25 protein-coding genes are annotated in these 26,150 nt (G+C 72.4%); 14 read left to right on the forward strand and 11 right to left on the reverse strand.

The genetic code is table 11. The features are described 5' to 3' along the window. Window positions 1–104 precede the first annotated feature (104 nt). Both P0084_RS08165 and P0084_RS08170 read right to left on the reverse strand, forming a co-directional pair. On the reverse strand, window positions 105–275 hold the full coding sequence (locus P0084_RS08165; RefSeq protein WP_308916337.1) for a hypothetical protein: 171 nt from the start codon (window positions 273–275) through the stop codon (window positions 105–107). Window positions 276–435: 160 nt separating this feature from the next. Further along, window positions 436–2,355, reverse strand: a complete 1,920-nt coding sequence (locus tag P0084_RS08170) for a CocE/NonD family hydrolase (RefSeq protein ID WP_308916338.1) — start codon at window positions 2,353–2,355, stop codon at window positions 436–438. A 59-nt stretch (window positions 2,356–2,414) separates the two neighbouring features. Between P0084_RS08170 and P0084_RS08175 the strand changes: the two genes are divergently transcribed. After that, window positions 2,415–4,067 (forward strand): ABC transporter ATP-binding protein, encoded by a 1,653-nt coding sequence (locus P0084_RS08175; protein WP_308916339.1) that lies wholly within the window; start codon window positions 2,415–2,417, stop codon window positions 4,065–4,067. A 107-nt stretch (window positions 4,068–4,174) separates the two neighbouring features. Here the strand turns inward: P0084_RS08175 and P0084_RS08180 are convergent, their stop codons facing one another. From P0084_RS08180 to P0084_RS08195, 4 genes are read right to left on the reverse strand one after another with little or no spacing between them, the layout of a single operon-like run. After that, window positions 4,175–5,452: a gamma-glutamyltransferase gene (locus P0084_RS08180; protein ID WP_308916340.1), complete on the reverse strand. Its 1,278-nt coding sequence runs from the start codon at window positions 5,450–5,452 to the stop codon at window positions 4,175–4,177. Further along, window positions 5,449–6,351: an ABC transporter permease gene (locus P0084_RS08185; protein WP_308916341.1), complete on the reverse strand. Its 903-nt coding sequence runs from the start codon at window positions 6,349–6,351 to the stop codon at window positions 5,449–5,451. Before P0084_RS08185 ends, P0084_RS08180 begins: the two co-directional genes overlap by 4 nt. Further along, the gene (locus P0084_RS08190; protein WP_308916342.1) at window positions 6,348–7,313 is read right to left on the reverse strand and encodes an ABC transporter permease; all 966 of its coding nucleotides are present in this window, start codon (window positions 7,311–7,313) and stop codon (window positions 6,348–6,350) included. The genes P0084_RS08185 and P0084_RS08190 overlap by 4 nt, the downstream gene beginning before the upstream one ends. A gap of 6 nt (window positions 7,314–7,319) precedes the next feature. Further along, window positions 7,320–8,834: an ABC transporter substrate-binding protein gene (locus P0084_RS08195; protein WP_308916343.1), complete on the reverse strand. Its 1,515-nt coding sequence runs from the start codon at window positions 8,832–8,834 to the stop codon at window positions 7,320–7,322. Window positions 8,835–8,969: 135 nt separating this feature from the next. On the opposite strand from P0084_RS08195, the gene P0084_RS08200 reads away from it, so the two are divergent. Next, window positions 8,970–9,188, forward strand: a complete 219-nt coding sequence (locus P0084_RS08200) for a tautomerase family protein (protein ID WP_308916344.1) — start codon at window positions 8,970–8,972, stop codon at window positions 9,186–9,188. 453 nt (window positions 9,189–9,641) lie between these two features. On the opposite strand, the gene P0084_RS08205 is transcribed toward P0084_RS08200, so the two are convergent. Then, complete coding sequence (locus P0084_RS08205; RefSeq protein WP_308916345.1) at window positions 9,642–11,129, reverse strand: tripartite tricarboxylate transporter permease; 1,488 nt, start codon at window positions 11,127–11,129, stop codon at window positions 9,642–9,644. Window positions 11,130–11,132: 3 nt separating this feature from the next. Next, a complete protein-coding gene (locus P0084_RS08210) occupies window positions 11,133–11,639 on the reverse strand; it encodes a tripartite tricarboxylate transporter TctB family protein (RefSeq protein WP_308916346.1) in 507 nt (168 codons plus the stop codon). 139 nt (window positions 11,640–11,778) lie between these two features. Here P0084_RS08210 and P0084_RS08215 point away from each other — a divergent pair, with 139 nt between their 5' ends. The 6 genes from P0084_RS08215 to P0084_RS08240 are packed head-to-tail and all read left to right on the forward strand — an operon-like array spanning window position 11,779 to window position 17,274. Further along, a complete protein-coding gene (locus P0084_RS08215; RefSeq protein ID WP_308916347.1) occupies window positions 11,779–12,738 on the forward strand; it encodes a Bug family tripartite tricarboxylate transporter substrate binding protein in 960 nt (319 codons plus the stop codon). Between the two features lie 10 nt (window positions 12,739–12,748). Continuing rightward, window positions 12,749–13,696, forward strand: coding sequence for a LysR family transcriptional regulator (locus P0084_RS08220; protein ID WP_308916348.1), 948 nt, complete (start codon window positions 12,749–12,751; stop codon window positions 13,694–13,696). Continuing rightward, window positions 13,693–14,646: an NAD(P)-dependent oxidoreductase gene (locus P0084_RS08225; RefSeq protein WP_308916349.1), complete on the forward strand. Its 954-nt coding sequence runs from the start codon at window positions 13,693–13,695 to the stop codon at window positions 14,644–14,646. Before P0084_RS08220 ends, P0084_RS08225 begins: the two co-directional genes overlap by 4 nt. Continuing rightward, window positions 14,643–15,359 carry an RraA family protein gene (locus P0084_RS08230; protein ID WP_308916350.1) on the forward strand — a complete coding sequence of 239 codons (717 nt, stop codon included), beginning with the start codon at window positions 14,643–14,645 and terminating at the stop codon, window positions 15,357–15,359. The genes P0084_RS08225 and P0084_RS08230 overlap by 4 nt, the downstream gene beginning before the upstream one ends. Further along, window positions 15,356–16,396: a dipeptidase gene (locus P0084_RS08235; protein ID WP_308916351.1), complete on the forward strand. Its 1,041-nt coding sequence runs from the start codon at window positions 15,356–15,358 to the stop codon at window positions 16,394–16,396. The genes P0084_RS08230 and P0084_RS08235 overlap by 4 nt, the downstream gene beginning before the upstream one ends. Beyond that, window positions 16,393–17,274 carry an amidohydrolase family protein gene (locus P0084_RS08240; RefSeq protein WP_308916352.1) on the forward strand — a complete coding sequence of 294 codons (882 nt, stop codon included), beginning with the start codon at window positions 16,393–16,395 and terminating at the stop codon, window positions 17,272–17,274. The genes P0084_RS08235 and P0084_RS08240 overlap by 4 nt, the downstream gene beginning before the upstream one ends. Here the strand turns inward: P0084_RS08240 and P0084_RS08245 are convergent. After that, entirely contained in the window at window positions 17,256–18,005 is a 750-nt protein-coding gene (locus P0084_RS08245; protein ID WP_308916353.1) for a TSUP family transporter, read from the reverse strand. The two genes, P0084_RS08240 and P0084_RS08245, sit on opposite strands and share 19 nt — an antisense overlap. Window positions 18,006–18,204: 199 nt before the next feature. On the opposite strand from P0084_RS08245, the gene P0084_RS08250 reads away from it, so the two are divergent. From P0084_RS08250 to P0084_RS08275, 6 genes are read left to right on the forward strand one after another with little or no spacing between them, the layout of a single operon-like run. Further along, window positions 18,205–18,828 (forward strand): hypothetical protein, encoded by a 624-nt coding sequence (locus P0084_RS08250; protein ID WP_308916354.1) that lies wholly within the window; start codon window positions 18,205–18,207, stop codon window positions 18,826–18,828. After that, a complete protein-coding gene (locus P0084_RS08255) occupies window positions 18,825–19,484 on the forward strand; it encodes an ABC transporter ATP-binding protein (RefSeq protein WP_308916355.1) in 660 nt (219 codons plus the stop codon). The genes P0084_RS08250 and P0084_RS08255 overlap by 4 nt, the downstream gene beginning before the upstream one ends. Further along, on the forward strand, window positions 19,481–20,638 hold the full coding sequence (locus P0084_RS08260) for an ABC transporter permease (RefSeq protein WP_308916356.1): 1,158 nt from the start codon (window positions 19,481–19,483) through the stop codon (window positions 20,636–20,638). The genes P0084_RS08255 and P0084_RS08260 overlap by 4 nt, the downstream gene beginning before the upstream one ends. Window positions 20,639–20,652: 14 nt before the next feature. After that, a complete protein-coding gene (locus tag P0084_RS08265; protein WP_308916357.1) occupies window positions 20,653–21,417 on the forward strand; it encodes a DUF4198 domain-containing protein in 765 nt (254 codons plus the stop codon). Then, the gene (locus P0084_RS08270) at window positions 21,417–21,764 is read left to right on the forward strand and encodes a hypothetical protein (protein WP_308916358.1); all 348 of its coding nucleotides are present in this window, start codon (window positions 21,417–21,419) and stop codon (window positions 21,762–21,764) included. The genes P0084_RS08265 and P0084_RS08270 overlap by 1 nt, the downstream gene beginning before the upstream one ends. Further along, window positions 21,761–22,633 carry a metal ABC transporter substrate-binding protein gene (locus P0084_RS08275; RefSeq protein WP_308916359.1) on the forward strand — a complete coding sequence of 291 codons (873 nt, stop codon included), beginning with the start codon at window positions 21,761–21,763 and terminating at the stop codon, window positions 22,631–22,633. The genes P0084_RS08270 and P0084_RS08275 overlap by 4 nt, the downstream gene beginning before the upstream one ends. Window positions 22,634–22,902: 269 nt before the next feature. Here P0084_RS08275 and P0084_RS08280 read toward each other — a convergent pair whose 3' ends face one another. Together P0084_RS08280 and P0084_RS08285 are read right to left on the reverse strand one after the other, a co-directional pair. Next, window positions 22,903–24,459 carry a phospholipase D-like domain-containing protein gene (locus P0084_RS08280; RefSeq protein ID WP_308916360.1) on the reverse strand — a complete coding sequence of 519 codons (1,557 nt, stop codon included), beginning with the start codon at window positions 24,457–24,459 and terminating at the stop codon, window positions 22,903–22,905. Further along, window positions 24,449–26,140, reverse strand: coding sequence for a sensor histidine kinase (locus tag P0084_RS08285; RefSeq protein ID WP_308916361.1), 1,692 nt, complete (start codon window positions 26,138–26,140; stop codon window positions 24,449–24,451). Before P0084_RS08285 ends, P0084_RS08280 begins: the two co-directional genes overlap by 11 nt. Window positions 26,141–26,150: the final 10 nt, after the last annotated feature.

A 26,150-nucleotide genomic window follows, 5' to 3' on the forward strand; every position in this document is an offset into this window, starting at 1 on the left:
GGGACGATGGAGGTTGCGGCAGGTGGACGCAACCGTTCGTTGCGCAGCCGGGATCGGCGGGCGCACGGAATGCCCGACGGACGGGCCGTCCGCCCGGCACCCGGTCAGAGTTGCGACCCGCCGCGCGGTCCGGGCCCGTCCTTCGCCAGCGACGATTTCGGGGCATCGGGATCGTCCTTCCGATCCTCCGTCTTCTTCTTGCTGGTGATCAGGAAGATCATCACGGCGATGAAGGTCATGCCGGCGAGGCCGGCGAGGAATATCTCGAAAGTCATGGTCCGGTCTCCAGGGTCTGTTCGCCAATGCAACCCCCGGGTGACTGCCGAGTTCCCGCAATGAAAAGGCAAACGCCCGGCGATCAGGCCGCGGGGCGTCCGGGCTAAGGGCGTCCCGGCGGGGGGTTCTCGTCCCGATCGAAGCCCGGTAAGCGCGGCCTCAATTCCATTCCCGCGGGATCACGGACTCGAAGACGTCGCGGTGGACGTCCCCCCCTCCGTCGGTGGCATGGACGGTGCAGCGGGACGCGAAGGCGTCGGCATCACCTTGGAGATAGGCCTCCACCACCACGCGCGCATCCATGGGTCCCTTCGCGTGACGCCATTCGATCAACACACGCGCTGTCGCGGTCGTCGGATCGGCGGGAACGACGGTCCAGTCCTCGTGCTGCACGGTGGCGAAGGTCATACCGTGATCCTCGATCCGCCAGGTGCCCATGTCGTCGCGCACCGTCACGCGGGCGGGCGGGCCTGCATCCACCTCGCGCGTCCGTCGGGGAGGCGTGACCTCTACGCGGCCCGTGGGCAGGTTCGGCGGCGGCGGCGGCGGCGGCGCGATCGGCGTGCCCGATGCGACGGGAAGCCGCAGGACGCCGTCCACCCGCAGGCGCACCGGGGCGGGGGCGGGCCAGACCTGCGGCCAATGCCCGGTCGTGGCCGACAATCGAAGGACGTGGCCGCGCCGGAGGCGATAGGCGGTCACGTCCAGGGGCACGCTCACGCGGACCGCCTCCCCCGGGACCAGCGCGCGGGGCGTCCGGTCGCTGTCCGCCCGGTTCAGCGAGGCGACGCCGAACCCGATCCGCGTGGCGCGTCCCGACGGGTCTACGTCCATCAGGCGCAGCGCCAGTTGCGCCACCGGCGCATCCGGGACCACGCTCAGGTCGGCCACCGGCCGTCCCAGCAGGTCGAGCGGGGCGTCCACCGGCCAGTCCCACACCGTCGCCTCCGCGTCGGCGGGGGTCTGTTCGGCGGGCAGCTCGGGGCCCGTCGCGAAGGCGCACCACGGCATGACCTCGCCCCCGTCCACGCCCGCCGCGATCCCGCCGTCCACGTCGGCGGGGGTCAGGGTACGGACATCCCATGCCTGCGCCAGCGCGGGGGCGGCGACCCACGTTCCTTCCGTTTCGGGATGGGGCATCGGTCCGGGGGGCATCCCTTCCCGCCGGAACGCGCGCACCTCGCCCGGGCGGTCGAAGGCGGGTTGGCCCGCGAAGACGCGGCCGAAGAACGCGATCCATTCGCCCACCGCGTCGAAGGACGGCCCCGGCAACGACTGATGCGGATAGCGGTGCATCGACGGCGTCAGCCACGCCTGCCACGGCGCGTGCAGGCGGGGCAGCAGGTCCGCGGCGGCGTTGGCGAACATGGGATCGTGCTGCCCCCAGGCCAGCCAGAGCGGGATGTCCACCTTCGACCAGTCCCGAATCAGGCGGTTGTCCCAGTACGGGCCGCGCGACTGGTTGCGCAGGAACCCGTCCAGCTGCGGCGTCAGGTCGCTCAGGCGTTCGCGCCAGACCCCCCGCCAGTCATCCACGACGTCCGGGTCGGGCGGGCGGGCGTTCAGCGCGGTCACGGTGGTGGCCCAGCCGAACACCCGGTTCAGGATGGCCCCCCCGCGATAGAACATGCCGAACTGATACGTGTCGTGGCTGAAGCAGCACGCCACCGCGGCCTTCAGCGCGGGAGGCCTGCGCGCCGCGGTGAAGATCACGTTCGCCCCGCCCCAGGATATGCCGACCATGCCCACCTGCCCGTCGCACCAATCCCGCGCGGCGATCCAGGCGATGCACTCCTCCGTGTCGGCGCCCGCCGTGACCTTCACGCTGTCGGACAGCAGCCCCTCGCTGTCGCCCGACCCGCGCATGTCCACCCGCAGACACGCGAAGCCCGCGGCGGCCAGACGGGGGTGGATCGTGGCGTCCCGGGCCCAGGTCACGTCGCGGCGGCGATAGGGGACGATCTCCAGGATCGCGGGCACGGGCCCCGCGCCGTCGGGCCGCCACAGCGTCGCGGCCAGCCGCGTGCCGTCCGACATGGGGATCCACACGGTGTCGGTGCGGGCGACGGGGTGATCCATGCTCAACGGGCAACCTCCCTTGTCTTTGCGGTGCGGCGCATCGGTGCCAAGGTGGCGACATGACCGAACCGCTTCTGCGCGTGGAGGGGCTGACCCTCGACTATCCGACCGAGACGGGCACGTTCCGGGCCGTCGATGACGTGTCCTTCGACGTCCACCGCGGCGAGATCCTGGGCCTCGCGGGCGAGAGCGGGGCGGGCAAGTCCACCGTGGCCGCCGCGATCCTGGGCCTGATCGACGCGCCCGGGCGCATCGCCGCCGGACGGCTCCTCCTGGACGGGACCGACCTGGCCACCGCGGCTCCGGCGACGATGCGGTCCCTGCGGGGCCGCCGGATCGGCGCGGTCTTCCAGGATCCGCTGACCGCGCTGAACCCGGTCCTGACCGTCGGGCGCCAGGTCGCCTGGGCGGTGGAGCGTGTGACGGCGCATCGCGGCGGGGCGGCGCGGGCCCGGGCGGCCGAACTGCTGGACGCGGTGGGCCTGCCGGACGCCCGCGCCCAGATGCGCCGCTATCCGCACCAGCTGTCGGGCGGGATGCGGCAGCGGGTCGTCATCGCCATCGCGCTGGCGGGCGACCCCGACCTGATCATCGCGGACGAGCCCACGACCGCGCTGGACGTGTCGATCCAGAAGGGCGTGCTCGACCTGCTGCGAGGCATGTGCCGGGACCGGGGCATCGGCGTCATCCTGGTCACGCACGACATGGCCGTGATGGCCGAGACCGCCGACCGCCTGGCCGTCATGCGCCACGGCCGCATCGTGGAGGCCGGGCCCTGCCGCGACCTGATCGCCGCGCCGACGCACCCCTACGTCCGCCGCCTGATCGCCGCCGTCCCCCCGTCCGACCGTCGCCTCGACCGCTTCGAGGGGGTGGACGACGCGCAGGCCGCGCCGTCCGGCCCCGCGACGCGGCGGGCGGATGCGCCCGCGGGGGCCGAGGCCGCGCTGGAGGTGACGGACCTTTCCGTCCGCTTCGGGACCCTCGTGGCCGTGGCGGACGCGGCCTTCGCCGTGGCACGGGGCGAAAGCTTCGGGATCGTGGGCGAATCCGGGTCCGGCAAGTCCACCCTGGTGCGCGCGGTGGCGGGACTGGCGCCCAAGGCGTCCGGCACCGTCCGGCTGCACGGCGCGGACGTGACCGCCCGGGGCACCGACCGCGCGGTGCGCCGCGCGTCGCTGGGCCTGCAGATGGTGTTCCAGGACCCGTTCTCCTCGCTCGACCCGCGGCAATCCGTGCTCGACTGCCTGCTGGAGCCGATGACCGTCCACGGCCTCGTGCCCCGGAGCGAACGCCGCGACCGCGCGGCGGCCCTGCTCGAACGCGTGGGGCTGGGGGCCGACGCGCTGGGCAAGCTCCCGCACGCCTTCTCGGGCGGCCAGCGCCAGCGGATCTGCATCGCCCGCGCCCTCGTGATGGAACCCACGGTCCTGATCTGCGACGAGCCGACATCGGCCCTGGACGTCTCCGTCCAGGCGTCGATCCTGAACCTGATGAAGGACCTCCAGGCCGAACGCGGCATGGCGCTGATCTTCATCTCCCACGACCTCAGCGTCGTGCGCCAGATGTGCGACCGGACCGCCGTGATGGAGAAGGGCCGCATCGTCGAGCTGGCCCCCACCGAACGCATCTTCGAAGCGCCGGCGCATCCCTACACCCGCCGCCTGCGCGACCTGATGCCCAAGTTCCAGGCACAGGGCGCGGGCCGCTAGGGGGTGGGGCATCCCGGGCTCGACCCAAGACGCGGATGTTCGACGCGGAACCGTCGGAGCAGCGCCACCGAGGCCCCGGACCGGGTCCGGGGAGCGATGGGCGGGGTCTATCCTCTCCATACCGCCCCCCCCCGCGCCGGGTCGGCGACGGGGCCGTCCGGGTCGATGGCGTGGACCGCGCCGAAGGGGCGGGGGGCGGCGGCGATGGCCGCATCGGGATGGGCCGCGCGCAGGTCCGCATCCGCGCGCGGGTCCAGCGCCACGCCGTCGCCGTCCAGGCCCCAGCGCGGTCGGTCAATGGCCGCCGCCAATCCCTGCCCCGCCCGCCGCGCGGCCAGCACCTGGACCAGGGCCGCGGGGATATGCGCGCCGCCCTGCGCGCCCGCGACCAGGGTGGGGCGACCGTCCGTGACCGCCAGGACGGGGGCCAGGGCCGACAGGCGCGGTTGGCCCGGGGCGGACCCACCAGGGCGGGGGTCGAACCCGCTCATGCAGCCGTTCCAGAAATGGCCCCCGGTGAAGTCCCCCGACGGCAGGGCCAGGGACGACGACAGGGCGACGGCGCAGTTTCCGTCCACGACGGAGATATGGGTGGTCCCGGCGGCGGCGGGCTCCCGCGACGCGGCGGCCCAGGCGCGGCGCAGGGCGTCCGGCGAGGCACCGTGCCGCAGCGCATCCAGCACGATGCCGCCCGCCGTCGGGTGCGGCGTCGCGTGCAAGTCGCCCCAGGTCGCGGGCGCGACGACCTCGGCCGGAACGACCTCCGCCGCCGACCACGACGCGCCGGGGGGCGGGGCCGGATCGGTCCCCCCGGCGATGGCGGTCAGGGTCGCGGCATAGGCGGGGTTCCGGCAGACCTGTCCCGCCCGGGCGGCTCCGAAGACGGCGCGGGCCGACGCCATGCGGTCGGCATAGGGTCCCGACGCGACCAGCCGGGCGAAGTCGGCGGAGATGGCGAAGCCGTCCCGCGCCGAACGGATCGCGGGGGCGATCAGGTCGCCCCAGGGCATGGTCCCGCCCCATTCGTGCAGCGCGCGCAGGCCGGGCAGCCAGCCGGGCACGGCGATGGCGGCCGGACCGCGGGCGTTCGGGTCCCCTTGGACGACGTGGGACAACCCGTCCGCCGACCGGCCCCGGTATCCGGTCGCCCAAGCCGCCGGCATGTCGGCAGCAGGTCGCCGCGCGGGGAACACCCAGGCCCGCACCCCCTGCCCCGCGCGGTGGACCAGCGACGCGCCGAAGCCCCCCGGACCCGCGTTCATCGGGTCCACCACCGACTGCACGAAGGCCGCGGCGATCGCCGCGTCCGCCGCCGACCCCCCGTCCCGCAGCACCGCCGCGGCGGCGTCCGTGGCGGGCGGCTGCGCGGTGGTGACGGCCCTCAACCCCGCCGCCTGCGCGGGTTCAGCAGGTCGCGCAGGCGGTCGCTGACCAGGTTGATCGAGAAGACCAGGACCAGCAGCGCCAGCGCGGGAAACACGCTGATCCACCAGAACCCGTTCAGCATGAACTGGAACCCGTTATAGACCAGCCGCCCCAGCGATGGCTCCGTCACCGGCAGGCCGACGCCCAGGAAGGACAGCGTCGCCTCCAGCGTGATGGCGTGCGCGACCTCGACCGTGGCCACCACGGTCAGGGGCGGCAGGCAGTTGGGCAGCACGTGCCGCATCAGGATCCGCAGACCGGAGAACCCCATCAGCTTGGCGGCCTGGACGTATTCCTTCTCCATCTCGACCAGGGCGGAGGCCCGGACCGTGCGCGCGAAATAGACCCACTGCACAGTGACCAGCGCGATGATCGTCTTGTCCACCCCCCGCCCCAGCACCGCCAGCAGCACCAGCGCCACCAGGATCGACGGGATCGCCAGCTGGATGTCCACGACCCGCATCACCAGCGCGTCCACCCAACCCCGGCGATAGGCCGCGATCAGGCCCAGCGCCGTGCCGATGACGAAGGACACCGCCGACGCCACCGCGGCCACGATCAGGCTGATCCGCAGGCCATAGACGATGGCCGACCACAGGTCGCGCCCCTGCTCGTCGGTGCCCAGGGGATGCGCGACGCCCGCGAAGTCCCTTTCGCCCGGGGCCAAGCGGGCATCCATGATCGAGAAGGCCGACAGGTCGTAGGGGTCGTGGATCACGAAGACGGGCGCGAAGACGCACAGGACCACGATCGCCGCGAAGACCACTGCGCCCAGCACCGCGCCCGGCGCGCGGCCGAAGTCGCGCAGCACCCGGCGCATCCCCCGGGGGGGCGGGGCGACGGCGACCGCGTCGGTCATCGCGGCCGCACCCGCGGGTCGAGCAGGGCATAGACCAGGTCGACCGCGATGTTGATGACGACGAACAGCGTCACCACCACCATGATGTAGGCGACGACCAGGGGCCGGTCCAGGCGCTGGATCGCCTCGATGATCAGACGGCCCACGCCGGGCCAGGCGAAGATCGACTCGGTCACGACCGCGAAGGCGATCAGCAGGCCGAACTGCATGCCGACCACGGTGACGATGGGGATGGCGATGTATTTCAGCACGTGGTTGCGGATGATCCAGCCGTCCGGGTGCCCCTGCGCGCGGGCGAAGCGCACGAAGTCCAGGTCCATCGCCTCGATCATGCCGGACCGCGTCAGGCGGATCACGAAGGCCATGGGGAACAGCGCCAGGTTCAGCGCGGGCAGCAGGACGTGGCGCAGCCCGTCCAGCGTGAACAGCGACGACGACAGCCCCAGCACCGTGCCGACCTCGCCCCGCCCCGTCGACGGCAGCCAGCCCAGCCAGACCGAGAACACGAGGATCAGCGCCAGGCCCACCATGAACGTCGGCATCGAGAAGCCCAGGATCGACGCCGTCACCAGGCCCCGGTCCACCCCGGAATAGGGCCGGGCCCCCGCGATCAGGCCCAGGGGCACGCCGATCGCCACCGCCAGGACGATGGCCGCGAAGGCCAGCTCCAGCGTGGCGGGCAGGCGGATCAGGATCACGTCCATCGCGTCCTGCCGGAAGGTGAAGGATTGCCCGAACTCACCCTGGAACAGGTTGCCCACGAAGACCGCGTATTGCTGCCACAGCGGCAGGTCCAGGCCCATCGACCGGCGCAGCGCGGCCTCCGTCTCCGCGTTCGCGTCGGGCGACAACAGCAGCGACACGGGATCCCCGATCGCATAGACCCCCACGAACACCAGGAGCGAGACGACCGCCAGCACGATCGCCCCCTCCAGCAGCCGCTTGAGCAGGTAGGCCCCCACCGGGAGTCAGTCGGTGGTGGTCACGTTGACGGCCAGGCTCGTCTCGTCGGCCATGATGGTATAGTCCAGCCCCTCCCGCAGGGCGACGATGACCGCCTGCGCGTGCAGCGGCACGTAGGCCGCCTCGCTCGACAGCAGGCGCATCGCCTCCGCCATGGCCTCGCCGCGGGCATCCGTGTCCATGACGGCGATGGACTCGTCGATCATCGGGTCGGCCGCGTCGATCAGCGTGCCGCCGTTCCACGACCCGCCGGAGCGGAACACCGACGGCAGGACCGATCCGGCATGGCCCTGGCTGTTGCCCCAGCCCAGCATCCAGGCGCCGAACTCGCCTTCCCGCATCGGCGTGAAGTAGGCGGAGCGCGGCATCGTGTCGACGGTGGTCTGCACGCCCGCGCGGGTGAACATCTGGCCCACCGCCTGACAGATCGCCGCGTCGTTGACATAGCGGTCGTTGGGGCAGGACAGGGTCAGGGCGAAGCCGTCGGGATAGCCGGCTTCCGCCAGCATCGCCGCCGCGTCGCCGGCCGCGTCCTCCAGGTCGTCGGCATGGCCCAGGAAGCCCGCGGGCACGGCCTGCGTGGCCGGCGTGGCCAGCCCGTCCATGATCCGGTCGGCGATCAGATCCTGATCGACGGCGGCGGCCAGGGCCTGGCGCACGCCGGGAACCGACAGGGGGTTGGGGTCCAGGGGCGTGCCGGACGCGTCGGTCACGTCCGGGTGCGGCGCGGGATCGGACTGGAACTGGATGAAGATCACCCGCGCCGACGGCCCGGACACCACGCTCACCCCGTCCGCGTCCCGCAGGCGCCCGACGTCGAGCGGCGGCACCGCGTCGATGAAGTCCACGTCGCCCGCCAGCAGCGCCGCGACGCGGCTGCCGTCGTTGGGCATCTCGCGCAGGACGACCCGCTCGAAGGCGGGGGCGCCGTCGAAGTAGTCCTCGTTCGCCTCCAGCACGACCTCCTCGCCCTGGCGCCACTCGACGAAGCGATACGGCCCCGTTCCGATCGCGGCCGTGCCGTCGTTGAAGTCGGCGGTGGTGACGCCCGGGTCCAGTTCGTCCGAGATGATGAAGATCGTGAACAGCTGCGAGATGAAGTTCGGCACCGGCACGTCGGTGGTGACGCGGATCTTGTGGGGCGACAGGACCTCCACGTTCGTGATGGGCGCCATCTTCTCGGTGTTCAGGCCGTCCGACCCCTCCACCGTGGGCAGGCGTTCGAGCGTGAACAGCACGTCGTCCGCGTCGAAGGCGGACCCGTCGTGGAAGGTCACGCCCTCGCGCAGGTCGATCTCCCAGGTCAGGTCGTCGACCAGGGTGTATCCGGTCGCCAGCTTCGGCACCGGCTGCAGGTTGGGCGACCGCATGAACAGCGCGTCGTAGACGTGGGAATAGTACGTCTCGTCGGACCCCAGCGCGCCGAGCTGCGGATCGAAGGAGGACGGGGTCACCGACAATCCCATCGTCAGCGTCCCCTCCTGCGCGAGCGCGGGCGCTGCGAACGGGGTTGCCAGCATCGCCGCGAGGACGGCAGATCGTATGGACGGCGCGGACGGCATAGGTGGACTCCCCAACTCGATGGCTTCGTCGCAGCGTGGAAAGCTCCTGGCGTCTTGTCCAAGACCGATCCGGCATCAATCGAAAGGTCGTCCATGCCCTTCCTGGAAGTCAACATCGCCCCGGGGCGCGACGCGGACGCGAAGGCCGCCCTGATCGCCGACCTGACGGAGGTGGTCGTCCGCCACCTGGGCGTGCCCGCCCCCACGGTCGCCGTCCTGATCCGCGAGGAACCGGCCGAGAACTGGGGCCGCGGCGGCCTGTCGAAGACCGCGCTGGACCGCAAGCGGGCGGCGGGCGAGGACGTGGACTGACCATGCCGGGAGCCGAGGCACCGAACGGTGCGCGCGGTCGAGCCGGCCGCCACGCGCCGACAGCGTATGCCACCGCGTATGCACGGGGGCGAAGGACCGGTCCCGCAGGGGCGGGACGGTCCGGGGGACCGTTCCGAGGGCCGCAGCGCGGGCCGCGCGAGCGGCCCGCCGGACCACCCCCCGCACGGAACGCCGCCGTTCTGCAACCCCGACGCAACGCGCGGTGCCGATATGTCCCGCCGTATGCACGGGGGGTGCACGGGGGGTGTACGGGGGGTGCATGCGACGATCCGTCCCGAACGGACTGCCTCGAATCCGGGCGACCCACGCAACGGCGTTGATTTCGAACGCTGAATCCCGTCGCGCGCAATTCGACCTATTCTTCCGCTCCGGCCCGCCCCCGCTCGGCCCTACAACCCCCGTCTATGGCGGATATCGAACGCGGGGGAGCCGTCAGCGCCCCCGTAGCAGCCGCGCCTGGCGGCGGCGCTGCCGGACGATGGCGAAGATCGACAGCGCCGTCAGCGCGATGAAGACCCACGACATCGGGTCCTCGAAGAAGTACTCCGCCCGCCCCCGGCCGATGCGGACGGACCGGCGGAAGTTGTCCTCCACCAGGGGTCCCAGCACGAAGGCGATGACCAGGGGGGCGGGCGGGATGTCCAGCCGCAGCATGGCGAAGCCCGCCACGCCCGCCACCGCCATCAGGCCGACGTCGAACATCGAGTTGTTCACCGAATAGCTGCCCAGCACGCAGAACAGCAGCACCGCGGGCATCAACAGGTCGGGATCGATCCGGCTGATCCGCGTGAACCCGCGCGAGGCCAGCTTGCCCAGCGCCAGCAGCCAGATGGGCGACAGCGCCAGGCCGAAGAAGATCGCATAAACGATGTTGCCGTGACGCTCGAACAGGCCCGGGCCGGGGGCGATGTCGTGGATCATGAATGCGCCCAGCATGATCGCCGTCACCACGTCGCCGGGCACGCCCAGCGCCAGCAGCGGGATCAGCGTCGCGCCCGCCACGCCGTTGTTGCCGGCCTCCGCGGCGGCGACCCCCTCGATGTTGCCGCGGCCGAACGTTTCGGGCGACTTCGACACCCGCTTTGCCTCGCCGTAGGACAGGAACGACGCGATGCCCCCGCCCGTCCCCGGGATCGCGCCGACCCCGACCCCGATGGCCGAGCCGCGGAAGATGGTGGGCAGCAGACGCCGGAACTCGGACCAGGTCAGCCCCTCCCCCGTGCCCTCGAACCGCTCCCGCGGGCGGGGCTTCGACGCATAGTGCGAGATCACCTCCGCCACGGCGAACAGCCCGATCAGCAGCGGGATCAGCGCGACGCCGCCCGCAAGCTCGCGCTGCCCGAACATCAGGCGGTCCGATCCGAAGAACAGGTCCCGCCCCACGGTGGACAGAAGCAGCCCGATCCCCACCGCGATGAACCCCTTGGCCAGGCTATCGCCCGACACCGCCGCCACCGTGGTCAGCGCGAAGCAGACCAGCCAGAAGTACTCCGCCGGGCCGAACTGCCGCGCGAACAGCACGATGATGCCCGCCAGGAAGATCAGCGCCAGGTTGGAACAGAAATCCGCCACCGCCGACGAATAGAGCGCGGTGTCCAGCGCCTTCGCCGCCTCGCCCCGCCGGGCCAGGGGGTAGCCGTCCAGCAGCGTGCAGGCGGCGGCGGGCGTGCCTGGCGTGCGGATCAGGATCGCGGTGATCGACCCGCCGAACGTGCCGCCCTTGTAGATCCCTGCCAGGAAGATGATCGCGAGCGCGGGGTCCATCGCGAAGGTCAGCGGCAACGCCAGCGACACGGCAAGCGTCACCGACAGGCCGGGGATCGCGCCGATGACGATGCCGACCGCGATGCCCAGTCCGAACAGGCCCACGGTCTGCCAGGTGGCGAACAGGGCGAAGCCCGCGGCGATGTCCTCCCACACCGGTCAGATCTCCCAGGGACCGCGCGGCAGCGGCGTCCCCGCGAGGGCCACGAACATCGCCCAGGCCAGACCCACCGCGACCGCCGCGGTCGCCAGCGCGGCGGGCCAGGCCCGCGGCCCCTTGCGCGCCAGCACCAGCGCCACCGTCAGGACGACGCCCGTCCCGATCGCGCCCAGCAGGGGCATCGCCACGACATAGGCGCCGACCCCCGCCACCGCGAGGGCGAGGCCCCGCCACACCGTCCGCTCCGGCGCGTCCGACCCCCGCCGCGCCCGCCAGGCCAGCGCCGCCCCGGCCAGCCCCAGGATCGCCGCGGACGCCTGCGGCAGCAGCCAGGGCGCCAGCCCCAGGGGCCGGGGGGTCGAGAAGACCGGGACCCAGATCGGGATCACCACCGCCATCAGCGCCATCGACGCGGCGACGGCGCTTAGCCCGATCCACAGGTCGAGGCGGGAAGGGCGGGCGGCATCCATGCCCCAGTCGTGGCCCTTGCGGGGGCCGACGGTCAACGGCGCAGGCGATTGATGCCGTATCGTTATGGGTACAGACTGGGACGGCCTTGGACGGACGCCTCCACGGCATGAATAGAATGGCACCGATGCCGTCCGGCAGGGGCGGCGGGCCGAGAACCGATCCTGGGAGACATCGATGATCCGACACCTTTCTGCAGCCGCCCTCCTGACGCTGGGCACCGCGACCGCTGCATTCGCCGACTATCCGGAGCGACCCGTCACCATGGTCGTAGGCTGGAACGCCGGCGGCGGCACCGACCTCGTGACCCGCTTCATCGCCGATGCGGTGTCCGAGCGGACCGGCGCCGAGATCGTGGTCGAGAACCGCCCCGGGGCGGGCGCCGCCATCGCGTCGGAGCAGGTCGCGAACGCGGACCCCGACGGCTACACGCTCATGATGGCGACCGCGGACAGCCACACGATCGCGCCGCTGCTGCGCTCGAACCTGGGCTACGACGGCTACGAGGCGTTCACGCCCATCTATCTGGCCGCCACGCTCACCTTCTCGATGGTCACGCGTCCGGGGCTGGAAGCCGAGGGCCCCGAGGCCGTGATCGCCGCCGCGGGCGAGGGCGACGGCCTGACCGTAGGGACCTGGGGCGTGGGCTCCACCGCGCACATCGCCGCCGAGATGTTCAACCAGGCCACGGGCGTGGAGCTGGTGCACGTCCCGTATCAGGGGTCCGCGCCGGCCATCAACGACCTGCAGAACGACCAGATCGACATCATGTTCCTCGGACCGGGCACCGTGACCCAGAACATCGAGGACGGCACGATGAAGTTCGTCGGCGCCGCCTCGCCCGACCGCATCGGCATGGCACCCGACCTGCCCACCTTCGCCGAGCAGGGCGTCGACGGCGTCGAGATGCGCACCTGGTTCGGCCTGGCCGGGCCCGCCGGCCTGCCCGACGAGGTGGTGTCGTGGTGGGACGAGCAGATGGACGCCCTCATGCAGGATCAGGCGTTCCTCGACCTCCTGCGGGCGCGCGGCATGGACCCGGCGGGCCTCGATTCCGAAGGCTTCGCCGCGTTCATGGACGAGCAGTCCGCCATGCTGGACCAGGTCATCGACGCCGCGGGCATCACCGTCGAGTGAGGCGGGGGCCATGCCCGTCGAGCTGAGGGACCTGCGCGCCTTCCTGGCCGTCGCGGAGGAGCGCAGCTTCGCCCGCGCCGCCGAACGTCTCAACGTGGCCCAGCCCGCCCTGTCGCGCCGCATCGCGCGCATGGAGGCGGAGCTGGGCTTCCCGCTCCTCGCGCGCACGACCCGGCGGGTGGAGCCGACCCCCGCCGGCACCGTGTTCGCCGCGAAGGCCCGCGGCGTGCTGGAGGAGATGGACCTGGCCATCGACGCCGCGACACGCACGGCGCAGGGCCGCATGGGCGAGGTCTGCATCGGCTACAACGACTTCGCGATCGGCGGCCCGCTGCCCGACGTGATCCAGGCCTTCCGGGCCGAACACGACCGGATCTGGGTCCAGCTGAAGCGCGCCGGCACCGAGGAGCAGCTGCGCCTGCTGCGCCGCGGCCGGGTGGACGTGTGCTTCCTGATCGGCCCGATCGTCGCGGACGGGTTGAACCGCCATACCGTCTGGCGCGACCGCTACTGCGCCGTCGCCGCCGAGAACGACCCCCTCGTCGCGGGACCCGACGTCGCGCTGGCCGATCTGGCCGCCCGGCCTCACGTGCTGGGCGACCGCGCGGGGTGGCAGGCGTACCGCGAACGCGTCCGCCGCCTTTATACCCGCGCGGAGGCCTTCCCGGAGATCGTGGCCGAAGGGCCCGACACGTCCGTGGTGCTGGGGCTGGTCGCATCGGGCGTGGGCGTGACCGTGTACCCGGCCTGCATCGAGAACGTGTTCCGCCGCGGCGTCGCCTTCCGCCCCATCCGCGACGTGGACGCCACGCTCGACACGCTGATGGTGTGGGACCCCGATCGCATCTCTCCCGCCGCGACCACCTTCGTGGAGGCCGCCATCGGTCATTGCGCGCGCTGGCCGGACGGACGCTACGACACCAACGTGCGCGCCATGCCGCGGGTGATGACCCTATGAAGACCGTCCTGATCCTGAAGCCCTTGCGCCCCGCCGGGCTGGACCTCTTCGCGGCGCGCTCCGACCTGCGCGTGGTGCGAATCGACGCGCCCACGCGGGACGACATCGCGCGCCACCTGCCGGACGCCCACGCCGTGTGCATCAAGAACACGCCCCTGCCCGCGGACCTGCTCGACGCGGCGCCCGACCTGGCCGTCGTGTCCAAGCACGGCGTGGGCCTGGACAACCTGCCGATGGACGCGCTGACCGCGCGGCGCATTCCCGTGGCCTGGATCGGGGACGCGAATGCCGGCGCGGTGGCCGAGCACGCGATGCTGCTGATGCTGGCCCTCGCGCGTCGTCTGCCCCAGTATCAGGCGCGGGCGCGGGCGGGCGGCTACATCGTCGATCCCGACTGGCCGACCTTCGACCTGCGGGGCCGGCGCCTTCTGCTGGTCGGGCTGGGGCGCATCGGGACGCGCGTGGCCGATCTGGCCCGTGCCTTCGGGATGCGGGTCACGGCCTTCGACCCCGCCGCGCCGGACCACGCGGGCGTCGCGCGCGCGCCGACCCTGGCCGATGGCCTGTCGCGGGCGGACGTCGTGTCCCTCCATGCCCCCTACACCCCCGCCACGGACGGTCTGATCGACGCGGACGCGCTGGCGGCCATGCCGCCCGGCGGCTGGGTCGTGAACACCGCGCGGGGCGAGTTGATCGACGAGGCGGCCCTGATCGCAGCCCTGGATTCGGGCCATCTGGCGGGCGCCGGCCTCGACGTGCTGCGCCGCGAGCCGCCGGACCCGGCCGACCCCCTGCTGTCGCATCCCCGGGTCATCGCCACGCCCCACACCGCCGCCCTGACGGAGGACACCGCGGAGGCGATGTCCCGCCTGACCGCGCAGAACGCGCTGAACGGCCTGGACGGACGCCTCGACCCCGCCCTTCTCGCCAATCCGGAGGTCCTGCCGTGACCGCGTCCCGCTCCATCCTCGATCACCTCGAAGGGTTCGACACCCCCACGATCTGCAATGCGCTCGAGGTCGTGCAGGCCGATCTGCGCGGCGTGGGCGCGACGCATCGGGGGTTCGTCTCGACCGCCTCCGCCGGGGGGACGTCCTGGGACGGAAAGGGTCGGCGCGCGATCTGCGGCCCCGCCGTCACCGCCCGCATCCGCGCGCGCGATCCGGGCGAGCGCTCCGCGCCCGCGGTGCGTTCGGAATGGTATCGCCGCGTCGCCGGCTCGCCCGGCTGCGTCGTCGCGATCGAGGATCTCGACGACGGCACGGGCGACGGACCCGTCGGCGCCTTCTGGGGCGAGGTGAACAGCGCCGTCCACGCCAGGCTGGGCGCGCGGGGCGCCGTCACCAACGGCGTGATCCGCGACCTGGACGACCTGGACGGACGCTTCCTGCTGCTGGGCGGCAAGGTGGCTCCGTCGCACCACTTCGTGCGCTGGGTCGACCAGGGCGCGGGCGCGACCGTCCTGGGGATGGCGGTGGCGGAGGGCGACCTGATCCACGCCGACCGCCACGGCGCCGTCCGCATCCCCGCGGACGCGCTGGACGCCCTGCCCGACGCGGTGGCCGAGATGCAGCGCCGGGAAGCGCCCCTGATCGGCTGGGCCCGCGCGGACGGTCCCGCCGACCTCGACGCCCTCGACCGCATCATCGGAGCGCTGCATTGACCGAACTGAACGAGAGCCTGGACCTCGACGCCGTGCGGGCCGCCGTGTCGCCCGAAGCGCGCGCGCTGGTGGACGACGCGCTGGTCTGGGACATGACGCTGCCCTGGACGCCCGACTACGTCCACACGGACCGCATCCTGCCCCGCTTCCACCGGGCGGGCACGGACGTGATCTCGCTGACGGTGATGGGCCCCGAGCGTCCGCTGGCCGACACGATCGTCCACTTCGCCCGCGTCAAGGCGGCCATCGACGCGCGCGACGACATGGTCCGCTGCGCCACGATGGCCGATATCCGGCAGGCGCGGGCGGACGGCAAGCTGGCGATCATCTACAACCTGCAGGAAACGAAGCACTTCGACCGCGACCTGTCGCTCGTGGGCCTGTTCTACGACCTCGGCGTGCGCCACGCGCTTCTCGCCTACAACAGCCGCAACCGCGTGGGCGACGGCTGCGGCGAGCGTCAGGACAGTGGCCTGTCCCATTGGGGCGTGGCCGTGGTGGAGGAGATGATCCGCACCGGCATGCTGGTGGACGGCACCCATTCGGGCCACGCGACCACGATGGACGCCATCGGCCTGTGCGCCGACCGCGGCGCGCCGTTCGTGTTCACCCATTGCAACGCCCACGCCGTCGTCCCCCATTACCGCAACATCCACGACGACCAGATCGAGGCATGCGCCGCCACCGGCGGGGTGATCGGCGTCAACGGGCTGGGCGAGTTCCTCGACGACCCCCACGCCACGTCCGAGGGGATCTTCCGGCATCTGGACCACATGGCCGGGCTGGTGGGGGCGCGGCATCTGGGCCTGGGCCTCGACTTCGTGCTGGACGTCGGCAAGTTCTGGGACTGGGTGGAGGCGTTCCCCCACATGTGGCCCGAAAGCCCCGGCGTGCGCCGGACCCGCGCCGCCTTCGCCCAGCCCGAGCAGGTTTTGGAGCTGTGCGAGTGCATGCTGCGGGCGGGCTGGTCGGACGACGACGTCCGCGGGGTGCTGGGCGGCAACTGGGCCCGGGTGTGCGAGGGGGTCTGGCGGTGACGGGCCACGTCGACGCCCATCACCACGTCTGGGCGCCGTCCGACGACGCCATCGGCTACGGCTGGCTGCGCGACAGGGGCGCGCCCAAGCCGTTCGGCGACCCAACGCCGATCCAGCGCGACTACCTCTGGGCGGAGTTCCTGGCGGACGCCCGGCAGCCCGCCGCGTCGGTCCACGTCCAGGCCGACAACGCCGCCGACCCCCTGGCGGAGGTGGCCTTCGCCGCCCGGGGCGCGCGGGCGGTCGGCCACGCGGTGGGGATCGTCGGGCTGTGCGACCTGTCCGCGCCGGACGTCGGGGACCGGCTGGCTGCGCTAAGCGAATGGCCGGAGCTGCGCGGCATCCGGCAGATCGTGGCGGTCCATCCGGACCGCCCGCGCCTGACCTTCGCGCCGCGCGACCTGCTGGCGGAAGCGGGGTGGCGCGGGGGTCTCGCCGCCGTGGCCGCGGCGGGGCTGTCGTTCGACCTGCAGATGTATCCCCACCAGGCGACGGCCGCGCTCGACGCGCTGGCCCCCCTGCCCGGCCTGCGGGTCGTCGTGAACCACGCGCTCTGCCCCGTGGACGGGCCGGACGCGGCCTGGCGCGACGCCGTCGCCGCGATGGCCGCGCGCCCCGACACCTTCGTCAAGCTGTCCGGCTGGGGGATGTACGACACGGGTTGGACCGCCGCCTCCATCGCGCCGATGGTGGAAATCCTGCTCGACGCGTTCGGGTCGGAGCGCACGATGTTCGGCTCGAACTATCCGGTCGAAGCGCTGGCCCGCCCCTACCCGGACGTGCTGGCCTGCACCCGCGCTGCGGTCGAGGCGGCGGGCGGCGACGTGGACGCCGTCATGGCGGGCACGGCGCGGCGCGTCTATGGGCTGCCGGCCTGAAGCAGCGCACGGCCCAGCAGCACCAGCGCCGAGGCCGCCGCCAGGCCCAGCGCCCAGGGCCGGATCGCACCGCGCTCGAACCGCGCGGCCAGGGGACGGACCGCCAGCAGCGTGACGGGGACCAACGGCACCAGGGTCGCCGCCAGCAGCAGGTGCGGCGCGCGGATCAGCCCGGCCAGGGCCAGGGCCGCGATGGACACTGCCATGCCGAACCCGAAGAACGCGTTCTGCGTCGCCGCCGACCGCCGCGCCTCGACGTTGGCGTACAGGATCGCCATCGGCGGCGCCCCGATCCCGGTCAGGGTGCCCATCACCCCCGCCGCCACGCCCGCCCCGAACAGCGAGCGCCCCGTGATCGCCACCCGCAGCCCCGCGAGCGACAGGACCACCGCCAGCAGGACGACGCAGGCCACGACGATGGGCAGCAGCGCGGTCCCCACCACGGCGCCCGCGACGAACGCGGCCGCGACGGCCCCCAGGGTCCGCCCCGCGAACCCGGGCGGGAGGTCGGACCGCACCACCGCGTCGCGGGTGCCCAGCAGGGCGCCGGCCCCGACCGCCAGCCCGACCAGGAGGATCGTACCCGGCACCCAGTCCGGCGCGGCCAGCGTCATCGCGGGGGCCGCGACCATGCCGAACCCCGCGCCGGACAGGCGCTGGATGACGGTGCCCACGACCACCGCCAGGGCGCAGAGCGACCAGGGTCCGAAGGTCGGCAGCAGGTCGGTCAAGCCGATGCCGCCCCGACCGGTCGGGCGCCGCGGCGGTCCGGGCGGGCGGTGATCCTGGGCATGGCGGACGGGTCCCGACGGCGTCAGACGGCAGGCCCAGCACTCCACGATCAGGGCGGGGGGAACAAGCCCGCGCGCGGACAGCGGAACGGGCGGGATCGCCATTGCGGCCGGTCCGGGGGGTGATACGGTCCGCGCCATGTCGCAGCCCGATGCCCCGCCCCGCCGCACGGCGCCCACGACCCTCCTCGGGCTCGCCGCGGCGACGGTCGCGGTCGTGGCGGCGGCGGCATTCTGGCAGTCCCGCCCCGCGGGCCGGACGCCCCTGCCCGCCCCCGGCCTCGCCGCACCCGTCGACGCCGACGGCCTGCGCGGCCAGGGATACGGCGTGACCATCGCGATCCTGAACGCCGTCTACGGCGCCTTCGCCGAAACCGACGAGGCCGCGATCTACGACGGCCTCGCCACCGTGGCGGCGGGCGACGCGCTGGAAGCGCTGTACCTCGAACGCGCGGGCGCGCTGGCCACCGGGGGGCTGCCCGACCAGGTGGTCCACGAACTCGACCTGATCGACGGCACGTGGCGCATGGCGGACGGGGCGATGACCGCGGACATCCGCTGGGCCGTGCTGGCGCAGGTCGGCCACGACGAGCACACGCACATGCGCGGCAACGCCTATGGGGCGGAGCTGACCATCGCCCCGGCCGCCGGCGCGTGGCGCATGACGGACTTCCGCCTGACGGACGTCGACCGGACCGAGGCGGGCACCCTGACCACCCCCCCGGACGGCGACGGGGCCGTCCCGGCAGCGCCCCCGGGATGATCGAGGTCCGCGACCTGCGCTTCGCCTATGGGGGGGGCTTCGCGCTCCACGTCCCTGCCCTCTCCGTGGGGGCGGGCGAACGGGTCGCGGTGGTGGGCCCGTCGGGGTCGGGCAAGACGACGCTGCTGAACCTGGTCTCCGGCATCGCCGTCGCGGATGCGGGCGACGTCGTGCTGGACGGGGTGGCGGTCGGCGCGCTGTCCGACCGGGACCGGCGGCGCCTGCGGGCCGCGCGGGTCGGCTTCGTGTTCCAGGAATTCGCCCTCGTCGACTACCTGCCGGCGGAGGAGAACGTCCTCTACCCCTACCGCGTCGGAACGGGGCTGCGGCTGGACCGCGCCGCCCGCGACCGGGCCCGCGCGCTGCTGGCGGATTTCGGCCTGGGCGCCAAGACGCAGCGCCGCCCCCACCAGCTGAGCCAGGGGGAACGCCAGCGCGTCGCCATCGCCCGGGCCCTGGTCACGCGGCCCAAGGCGATCCTGGCGGACGAGGCGACGGGCAACCTCGACCCCGCGAACAAGGAAGCGGCGCTGGACCTGCTCTTCGCGCAGGCCGCCGACACGGGGGCCGCCCTGCTCTGCGTCACGCACGACCACGAGCTGCTGCCCCGCTTCGACCGCGTCGTGGACTTCGCCGCTCTGGCGGTGGCGGCGTGAACGCCGTCTATCTCGCGGCGGCGAACCTGCGGTTCCACTGGATCCGCACGCTGGTTCTGATCGCCGCGGCGGCCCTGGTCCTCGCCGTGCCCGTCCTGACCCGCGCGCTGCTCGCGCAGGGCGAAGCGGCGCTGACGGCCCGGGCGGACTCGACGCCCCTGCTGCTGGGCGCCCGCGGCAGCCGGCTCGACCTGGTGATGGCGGGCGCCTACTTTACCGACGACCTGCCGGAGCCCACGACCATGGCCGCGGCCGATGCGGTGTGGGAGTCCGGCCTGGGCATCCCGGCCCCGCTCCACACCGCGTTCACGACGGGGGACGTGCGCATCGTGGGGACGACGCTCGACTATCTCGACCTGCGCGGCCTCGCCGTGGCCGACGGGCGCCCCTTCGCCCTTCTGGGCGAGGCCGTGCTCGGCGCGGGTGCGGCGGCACGTCTGGCGATGGGGACCGGCGACGCGATCCTGTCGGATCCGGAGAACCTGTTCGACCTCGACGGGGCCTATCCCCTGCAGATGGACGTGGTCGGCGTCCTGGCCCCCACCGGCACGCCCGACGACGACGCCGTCTTCGTGGACATCAAGACCGCCTGGGTCATCGCGGGCATCGGCCACGGGCACGACGACATCCTGGTCGAGGGCGAGGACGCCGCCGCGGCCGCCGCCCGCGCCGTGCAGTTCGCCCGCATCACGCCCGAGAACATCGACAGCTTCCACTTCCACGGCGATCCGGCCGGCTATCCGGTGACGGCCGTGGTGGTCGCGCCCTACGACGAGCGGTCCGCCACGATCCTGCGCGGTCGCTATCTCGACGCCGAAGAACCCGTCCAGGCGGTGGTGCCCGCGGACGTGATCGACGCGCTCGTCGCGCGGCTGCTGCGCATCGCGTCGCTGGTCGACGCGGTCACGGTCGTCGTGGGTCTGGCCGCCGCGCTTGCGCTGGGCCTGGCGCTGTTCCTGTCCTGGCGGCTGCGCGCGCCCGAGATGCGGACCGCCCACGCCCTGGGCGCCGGACGCGGCATGATCGCGCAACTGGCCCTGGCCGAGATCGTTCTGATCGTCGCGGGCGCCATCGTGATCGCGACGCCCCTTGTCATCGCGGTGCAATCGCAGGCACCCATGATCGCCGCACGTCTCATCGCCCTCGGAACCTAGACCGGAGAAACCCAATGAACCGCCCGATATTCCTCGCCGCCCTGCTGGCCGCCGCGCCGGCCGCCGCGCATTACGGCATGATCATCCCATCCGATCCGATGCTCGCCCAGGACGAAGGGCGCTCGGTCGACCTGACGGTCTCGTTCTCCCACCCGTTCGAGGAGGACGGCATGGTGCTGGAACGCCCGGATGCGTTCACCGTCACCCATGACGGCGAAACGACCGACCTGCTGGGCGAGCTGTCCGACGCCACCGTGATGGGCGAGCCGGGCTTCACGATGACCCACGCCCTGGAACGCCCCGGCACCCACGTCTTCGCCATGACGCCCGTGCCGTACTGGGAACCGGCGGAGGACGCGTTCATCCAGCACTTCACCAAGACCTACGTCTCCGCCTATGGCGACGACGAAGGCTGGGACGCGGAACTGGGCCTGCGCACGGAGATCGTGCCCCTGTCAAAGCCCTTCGGCCTTTGGGCGGGCAACGTGTTCCAGGGCATCGTCCACCTGGAAGGGGAGCCCGTCCCCTATGCCGAGGTCGAGGTCGAGTTCTACAACGAGGGGCAGGAAGCCTCCGTGCCGTCGGATCTGATGATCACGCAGACGATTAAGGCCGATGCGGACGGCGTGTTCACCTACGCCGCGCCGACGGACGCGGACGGGTGGTGGGGCTTCGCCGCGCTCAATACCGCGCCCGAGACCATGGACCACGAAGGCGAGGCCAAGGCCGTCGAACTGGGCGCCGTGATCTGGGTCCACTTCGAGGAATGGGAGGATTGATGCGTCCGCTCCTGGCAGCCGCCCTGATGCTGGCCCTCGCGGGGCCGGCATCCGCCCACCGGGTCAACGTCTTCGCGTCCGTGCAGGACGCGGCGGACGGCACGGAGGTCGTGCTGGTCGAGGCCAAGTTCTCCACGGGTCGCATCCCCGCCTTGGGCGAGGTGCGCGTGGAGGACGCGCAGGGCACCGTCCTCGCGACCTACCCCCTGCAGGACGGCGCCGCCCGCTTCCCCCTGGATCGGGACGCCGCGGCGGGCGGGCTGGCGATCACCGTGTCGACGGACGACGACCACGAAGGGTACTGGCTGCTGACCCCCTCCGATCTGGACAGCGGGGGCGGGTCGTGATCCGCGCGGCTCTGGCCGCAGTCCTGCTGGCCGCGCCCGCCTGGGCGCAGGACCGACCCGTGATCGTCGCGGACAGCTATCCGATGGCCTACTTCGCGGAACGCCTCGCCGGAAACGCGGCGGAGGTGCGACTGTCCGTGCCGGACGGCCGCGATCCGTCGTCCTGGCGTCCGGGCCTGGCCGACGTCGTCGCGATCCAGGCCGCCGACCTGATCGTGTTGAACGGATCGGGCCTGTCGGACTGGACCACCCGCGCGGCTCTGCCCCGCGCCCGCACCGTCGATACCGGGCGCGGACTGGCGGACGACCGGATCGCCACCGAAACGATCACCCATTCCCACGGCGAGGAAGGCAGCCACAGCCACGAAGGGGTCGCCACGCACACCTGGCTGGACTTCGCCCTCGCCGCCCGGCAGGCGGAGGCCCTGGCGGCGGCGATGGCGCGTGCCCTGCCGGACGCCCCGGTGGATGCGTCGCTGGGCGCGCTGCTGTCGGACCTCGCCACGCTCGACGCGGCGGGCGACGCCCTGACGGGCGGCCGGACGGTTCCGGTGATCGTCAGCCACCCCCGATACGAATATTTCGGGCGGGCCTACGGTCTCGCGGTCGAGGCGCTCGATTGGGAGGCCGGGGCGGCACCCGACGCGGATGCCCTCGCCGACCTCGCATCGCGCGCGGATCGGACCAGCGCGCGCATCCTGATCTGGGAGGCGGAACCCCCGACCGAAGCCCGCGACGCGGTCGCCGCCCTGGGACTGTCCCAGGTCGTGCTGCCGCCGATGGCGACGCCGCCCGCCGAAGGCGACTTCGTGACCGGCCTGCGGGACGGCATGGCCGCCCTGGGCGCCGCCATCGCGGCGGGGGGCTGACGCGCGCCGAATCACCGACCCGTCGGACGCGGGGCAGACGCGGAGCAGACGGAAGGCAGACACCCGCCGGACGCCCCGCGGCCCATCGCATGCGCCGCCGCGATGGGTCCGGTGCCCGGCGTCCATCTCCGCGGAGACCCAGTCTCCATTGGGGATGCCGCGGACTTGCATCGGCGTCGCGCTCCCGGTCAGACTGTGGTCCAGCAAAGCCCCACGGATCGCCCGAACCGAAGAGATTTACGCCGCACCGCAGCAAAGGGGTACGGCCGTCAGACCATCTCCTCGGGAACCGACTTCAACCGGCGCCCGAACCGTGCGGCGGGGCGGTTGAGATAGGGGACCATGAACCCGCGTCGCTCCTCGGGGCGGGTCCGGGCGTTGCCGAGTGCGTGCCGCTGCCAGGTGCTCGCCGCGGCGCCCGGCGTCCAGAAGTCCGGCGTGACGATCCCCGGCCCCAGGACGCCGTCCATGCAGCGTTCCCGCAGATGCGCGACCGTGGCCGGATCGCGGGTCGACGTGCCCAGTTCGGTGTCCCAGGCCAGCGAGCGCCCGTTCAGGTTCGCGCTGGACACGATCGCCATTCGATCGTCGAAGATCGACACCTTGGAATGCACGTAGATCAGCGGCGCCCCGTGCAGGACGTTCAGGCCCTGCCCCTGCGCCGTGAGCGGCTGCGCCATCGAACCGATGAACACCCGGCCCTTATAGGCGCGCCGCAGGCGCCGGATGCACAGCGCCTGCAGGAACTCGCCGTACCGCGCGTCGTCGCGGCGCGATGCCTCGAACGCCACGTCCTCCGGACGGCCCGGCAGGATCAGGATCAGCTCCAACGCCGGGTGCCGCTTCGCCGCCTTCGCCAGCGCGGCGGCGATGCGCCGGTCGCGCAGGAACTGCGTTTCCAGATAGATCAGGCGCCGGGCGGACCGGATCCCTTCGAAGTTGGCATCCGCGAGCTCCCGCAGGACGGGCTTCGGCGACAGGGCCAGGGGACCGCGGTGGCGCTTGGACGATATCGTCCGAAGGATCGCGCCGCCCAGATCGGTCGGCTTCGCTTCGGCGGCGATGACGGCCGGCAGCTCTAGCAGATGCGTCCGCGCCGCCCGTGCCGCGCGGGGATCGCGCTGGATCACCTGCACGTCGTGCCACGTCTCCTCCGACGGGCGGTCGTGATTCCGGTCGTCCCACCGCCGCTCGTTCAGGTCCAGGCCACCGATGTAGAGGACCTTGCCGTCGATGGTCGCGACCTTCTGATGGTGCGTGACCGGTGCCAGGGGCGGCACCGGCCACCGACGGGGACCCGGGATGGCCTGATCCGTCATCAGCAACCGGGACAGGTGCGGATGACGCCGCAGGAAGCGCTGCCGCCGCGGCTTGTCCAGCGACAGCACGCGCGACGTCTTCTCCCGCAGCATCCGATCGACGCGGGGCCACAGCACGAGGCTCGCCAGCGTGCCGACGCGCGCCGGGTGCAGCGACGGGACGACCGTCAGGCGACCCGCGCCTCGACCGGCCAGCTCCTGCATGGCGGTGGCCTGCTCGACCGTACGCCACGTGCAGCCGTGGAGATCTGTGCCCACCACCGCGTCGAAGTCCGAGATCACCATGTGGATCGAGACGCCCCGCCGGAGCGCGTCCAACAGCAGATCGAACCAGTCCCGCCCGACGGTCCGAGCCTGATCCGTCCGCAGCCTGGTCGACAGATCGAAGATGCGGAACCCCGCCACGATCTCGGTCCGCGCTTCGAGTACGAGGCGCTCCAGCGCCGGGTACGCCTCCCCCGCGGTGATCAGCGGTTCCAGTTCGTATCGCTTGGTTTCAGTAGTCACGGGGTTCGTCCTGATCTGCGCGGATCGGAAAGGTCAGGTCCATCACATAGCGCCCGCCCTCGCGTCGCGTGGACAGGGCGCCGTCCAGCTGGCGCGCGAACGCGCGGACCAGCTGCTGACCCAGACCGACCGCCTTGCGATCGCCGGCGGGGTCGGGATCGACGCAGGGGTTCTCGACCGTCAGGCGGGCGGTCTGTGCGTCCGGACGGGTCAGCGACAGCACGATGCGTCCGTCCAGGCCCGCATCCGCGGCGCGGCGCGTTTCCTCGACGGCGTTCGTCATGGCCTCCGACACCGTAAGGGACAGGGCGACCGCACGGTCGGTCGTCAGATGCACCGGATCGGCGGAGACGTCGAAGTCCGACCCGGCCCCACCCGTGCCGGTCACGGCGATCTGCCGCGCGAGGTCGGAGATCATCGCGCCCGCATCGATCTGGTTCAGATCGGGCGTCTGGTACAGGCTGCGATGCACGGCGGCCAGGCCCATCACGCGGTCCTGGACCCGGCGCAGGACGTCCAGGGCCTCCTTCGACTCCAACCGCCGGGCCTGCATGTTCATGATCGAGGAGATCAGCTGGAGGTTGTTCTTAACGCGGTGATGGATTTCCTTCAGAAGGATGTTCTTCTCGCGCAGGTTGTCCTCCAGCAGCGCCTCGTCCTGGACGATGGCTCGCGCCATCTCCCGGAACTCGGTCTCGATCGTTTCCAGCTCCATGCCGGCATCGTCCATGGTCGGTCGGGACGTGAGCCGGCGGGACCGCGCGAAGGCCCGCATCTGCCGCCCGAGCGCGCGAATGTGGCGCAGGATCAACCGTTCCAGGGCCATGACGGCGACCAGCAGGCTCGCGACCCACATGAGGATGGGAAGGGCGCTGGTCACCACGAACCGGTCGATCGCGCCCCCTTCCACCGCCGCGCGGGGCCAGGACGTCAGCGCATAGGCCGTGTCAGCGACGATGGGCACGACCGCGAAGACGCGCTCCTCCCCCCCCATGTCGGGCGCGCTGAACGCCCGGGATCCCGCGCCCGGCAGCGTCCGCAGATCGACGTCCGCGGGCAGGTGGTCCTGCATCGCCTCGTCGCTGGACGACGTCAGTACGTCGCCAAAGACATTGAACGTCACCAATGAGAACGGGGCTCTCGCGCCTTCGATCTCGGGCGCGTCCAGCAGGGCGCGGGGCACGGACAGCGTAAGGATTCCCGCGAACGCACCATTCGTCGACCGGATGGGTTGGTTGATCAGCACCACGGCGCGCCGGCTCAACGGCGCATCGGCGTTCACCGACACGCTCGGCTGCGGGTCCACCATGGACCGTTCGAAATTCGGGAACTCCGAAAAGTCGAAGCGCCGCCCGTCGGCGGAGCATTCCATGATCCCGTCCGTCCCGAGGAACGCCGCATACGAGAACCCGTCGACCCGCTCGACGAAGGCGCCGAGATAAGCGGAGCAGGCGGCCGGATCGTCGCGAAGCTCCGCCACGCGCTGGGACAAAGCCTGCGCCGCACCGAACCCATGCTGCAGGACGTCCTGCAGCGGGTTCGCGGCGCGCTGCGTCAACGACAGCAGCGAGGCTTCCAGCTGGATGGCCGATTGCGCGGCGATGCGCTGCGTCTGCCATATGCCGATCGCGCCCAGCGGAAGCAGGGCGAGCGACAACAGCATCAGGACGCGTAGCGTCAAGCTGCGCCCT

Origin of the sequence: Jannaschia maritima (assembly GCF_030973515.1) — a bacterium.
Taxonomy (GTDB): domain Bacteria; phylum Pseudomonadota; class Alphaproteobacteria; order Rhodobacterales; family Rhodobacteraceae; genus Jannaschia; species Jannaschia maritima.

What these genes read in the sequence shown, in the direction of transcription:
- P0084_RS08215 (WP_308916347.1), top strand. Translation starts at nt 11,779, where the DNA reads ATGATCCGACACCTTTCTGCAGCCGCCCTCCTGACGCTGGGCACCGCG.
- P0084_RS08195 (WP_308916343.1), bottom strand. Translation starts at nt 8,834, where the DNA reads ATGCTGGCAACCCCGTTCGCAGCGCCCGCGCTCGCGCAGGAGGGGACG.
- P0084_RS08185 (WP_308916341.1), bottom strand. Translation starts at nt 6,351, where the DNA reads ATGACCGACGCGGTCGCCGTCGCCCCGCCCCCCCGGGGGATGCGCCGG.
- P0084_RS08170 (WP_308916338.1), bottom strand. Translation starts at nt 2,355, where the DNA reads ATGGATCACCCCGTCGCCCGCACCGACACCGTGTGGATCCCCATGTCG.
- P0084_RS08225 (WP_308916349.1), top strand. Translation starts at nt 13,693, where the DNA reads ATGAAGACCGTCCTGATCCTGAAGCCCTTGCGCCCCGCCGGGCTGGAC.
- P0084_RS08200 (WP_308916344.1), top strand. Translation starts at nt 8,970, where the DNA reads ATGCCCTTCCTGGAAGTCAACATCGCCCCGGGGCGCGACGCGGACGCG.
- P0084_RS08165 (WP_308916337.1), bottom strand. Translation starts at nt 275, where the DNA reads ATGACTTTCGAGATATTCCTCGCCGGCCTCGCCGGCATGACCTTCATC.
- P0084_RS08175 (WP_308916339.1), top strand. Translation starts at nt 2,415, where the DNA reads ATGACCGAACCGCTTCTGCGCGTGGAGGGGCTGACCCTCGACTATCCG.
- P0084_RS08250 (WP_308916354.1), top strand. Translation starts at nt 18,205, where the DNA reads ATGTCGCAGCCCGATGCCCCGCCCCGCCGCACGGCGCCCACGACCCTC.
- P0084_RS08270 (WP_308916358.1), top strand. Translation starts at nt 21,417, where the DNA reads ATGCGTCCGCTCCTGGCAGCCGCCCTGATGCTGGCCCTCGCGGGGCCG.
- P0084_RS08220 (WP_308916348.1), top strand. Translation starts at nt 12,749, where the DNA reads ATGCCCGTCGAGCTGAGGGACCTGCGCGCCTTCCTGGCCGTCGCGGAG.
- P0084_RS08255 (WP_308916355.1), top strand. Translation starts at nt 18,825, where the DNA reads ATGATCGAGGTCCGCGACCTGCGCTTCGCCTATGGGGGGGGCTTCGCG.
- P0084_RS08265 (WP_308916357.1), top strand. Translation starts at nt 20,653, where the DNA reads ATGAACCGCCCGATATTCCTCGCCGCCCTGCTGGCCGCCGCGCCGGCC.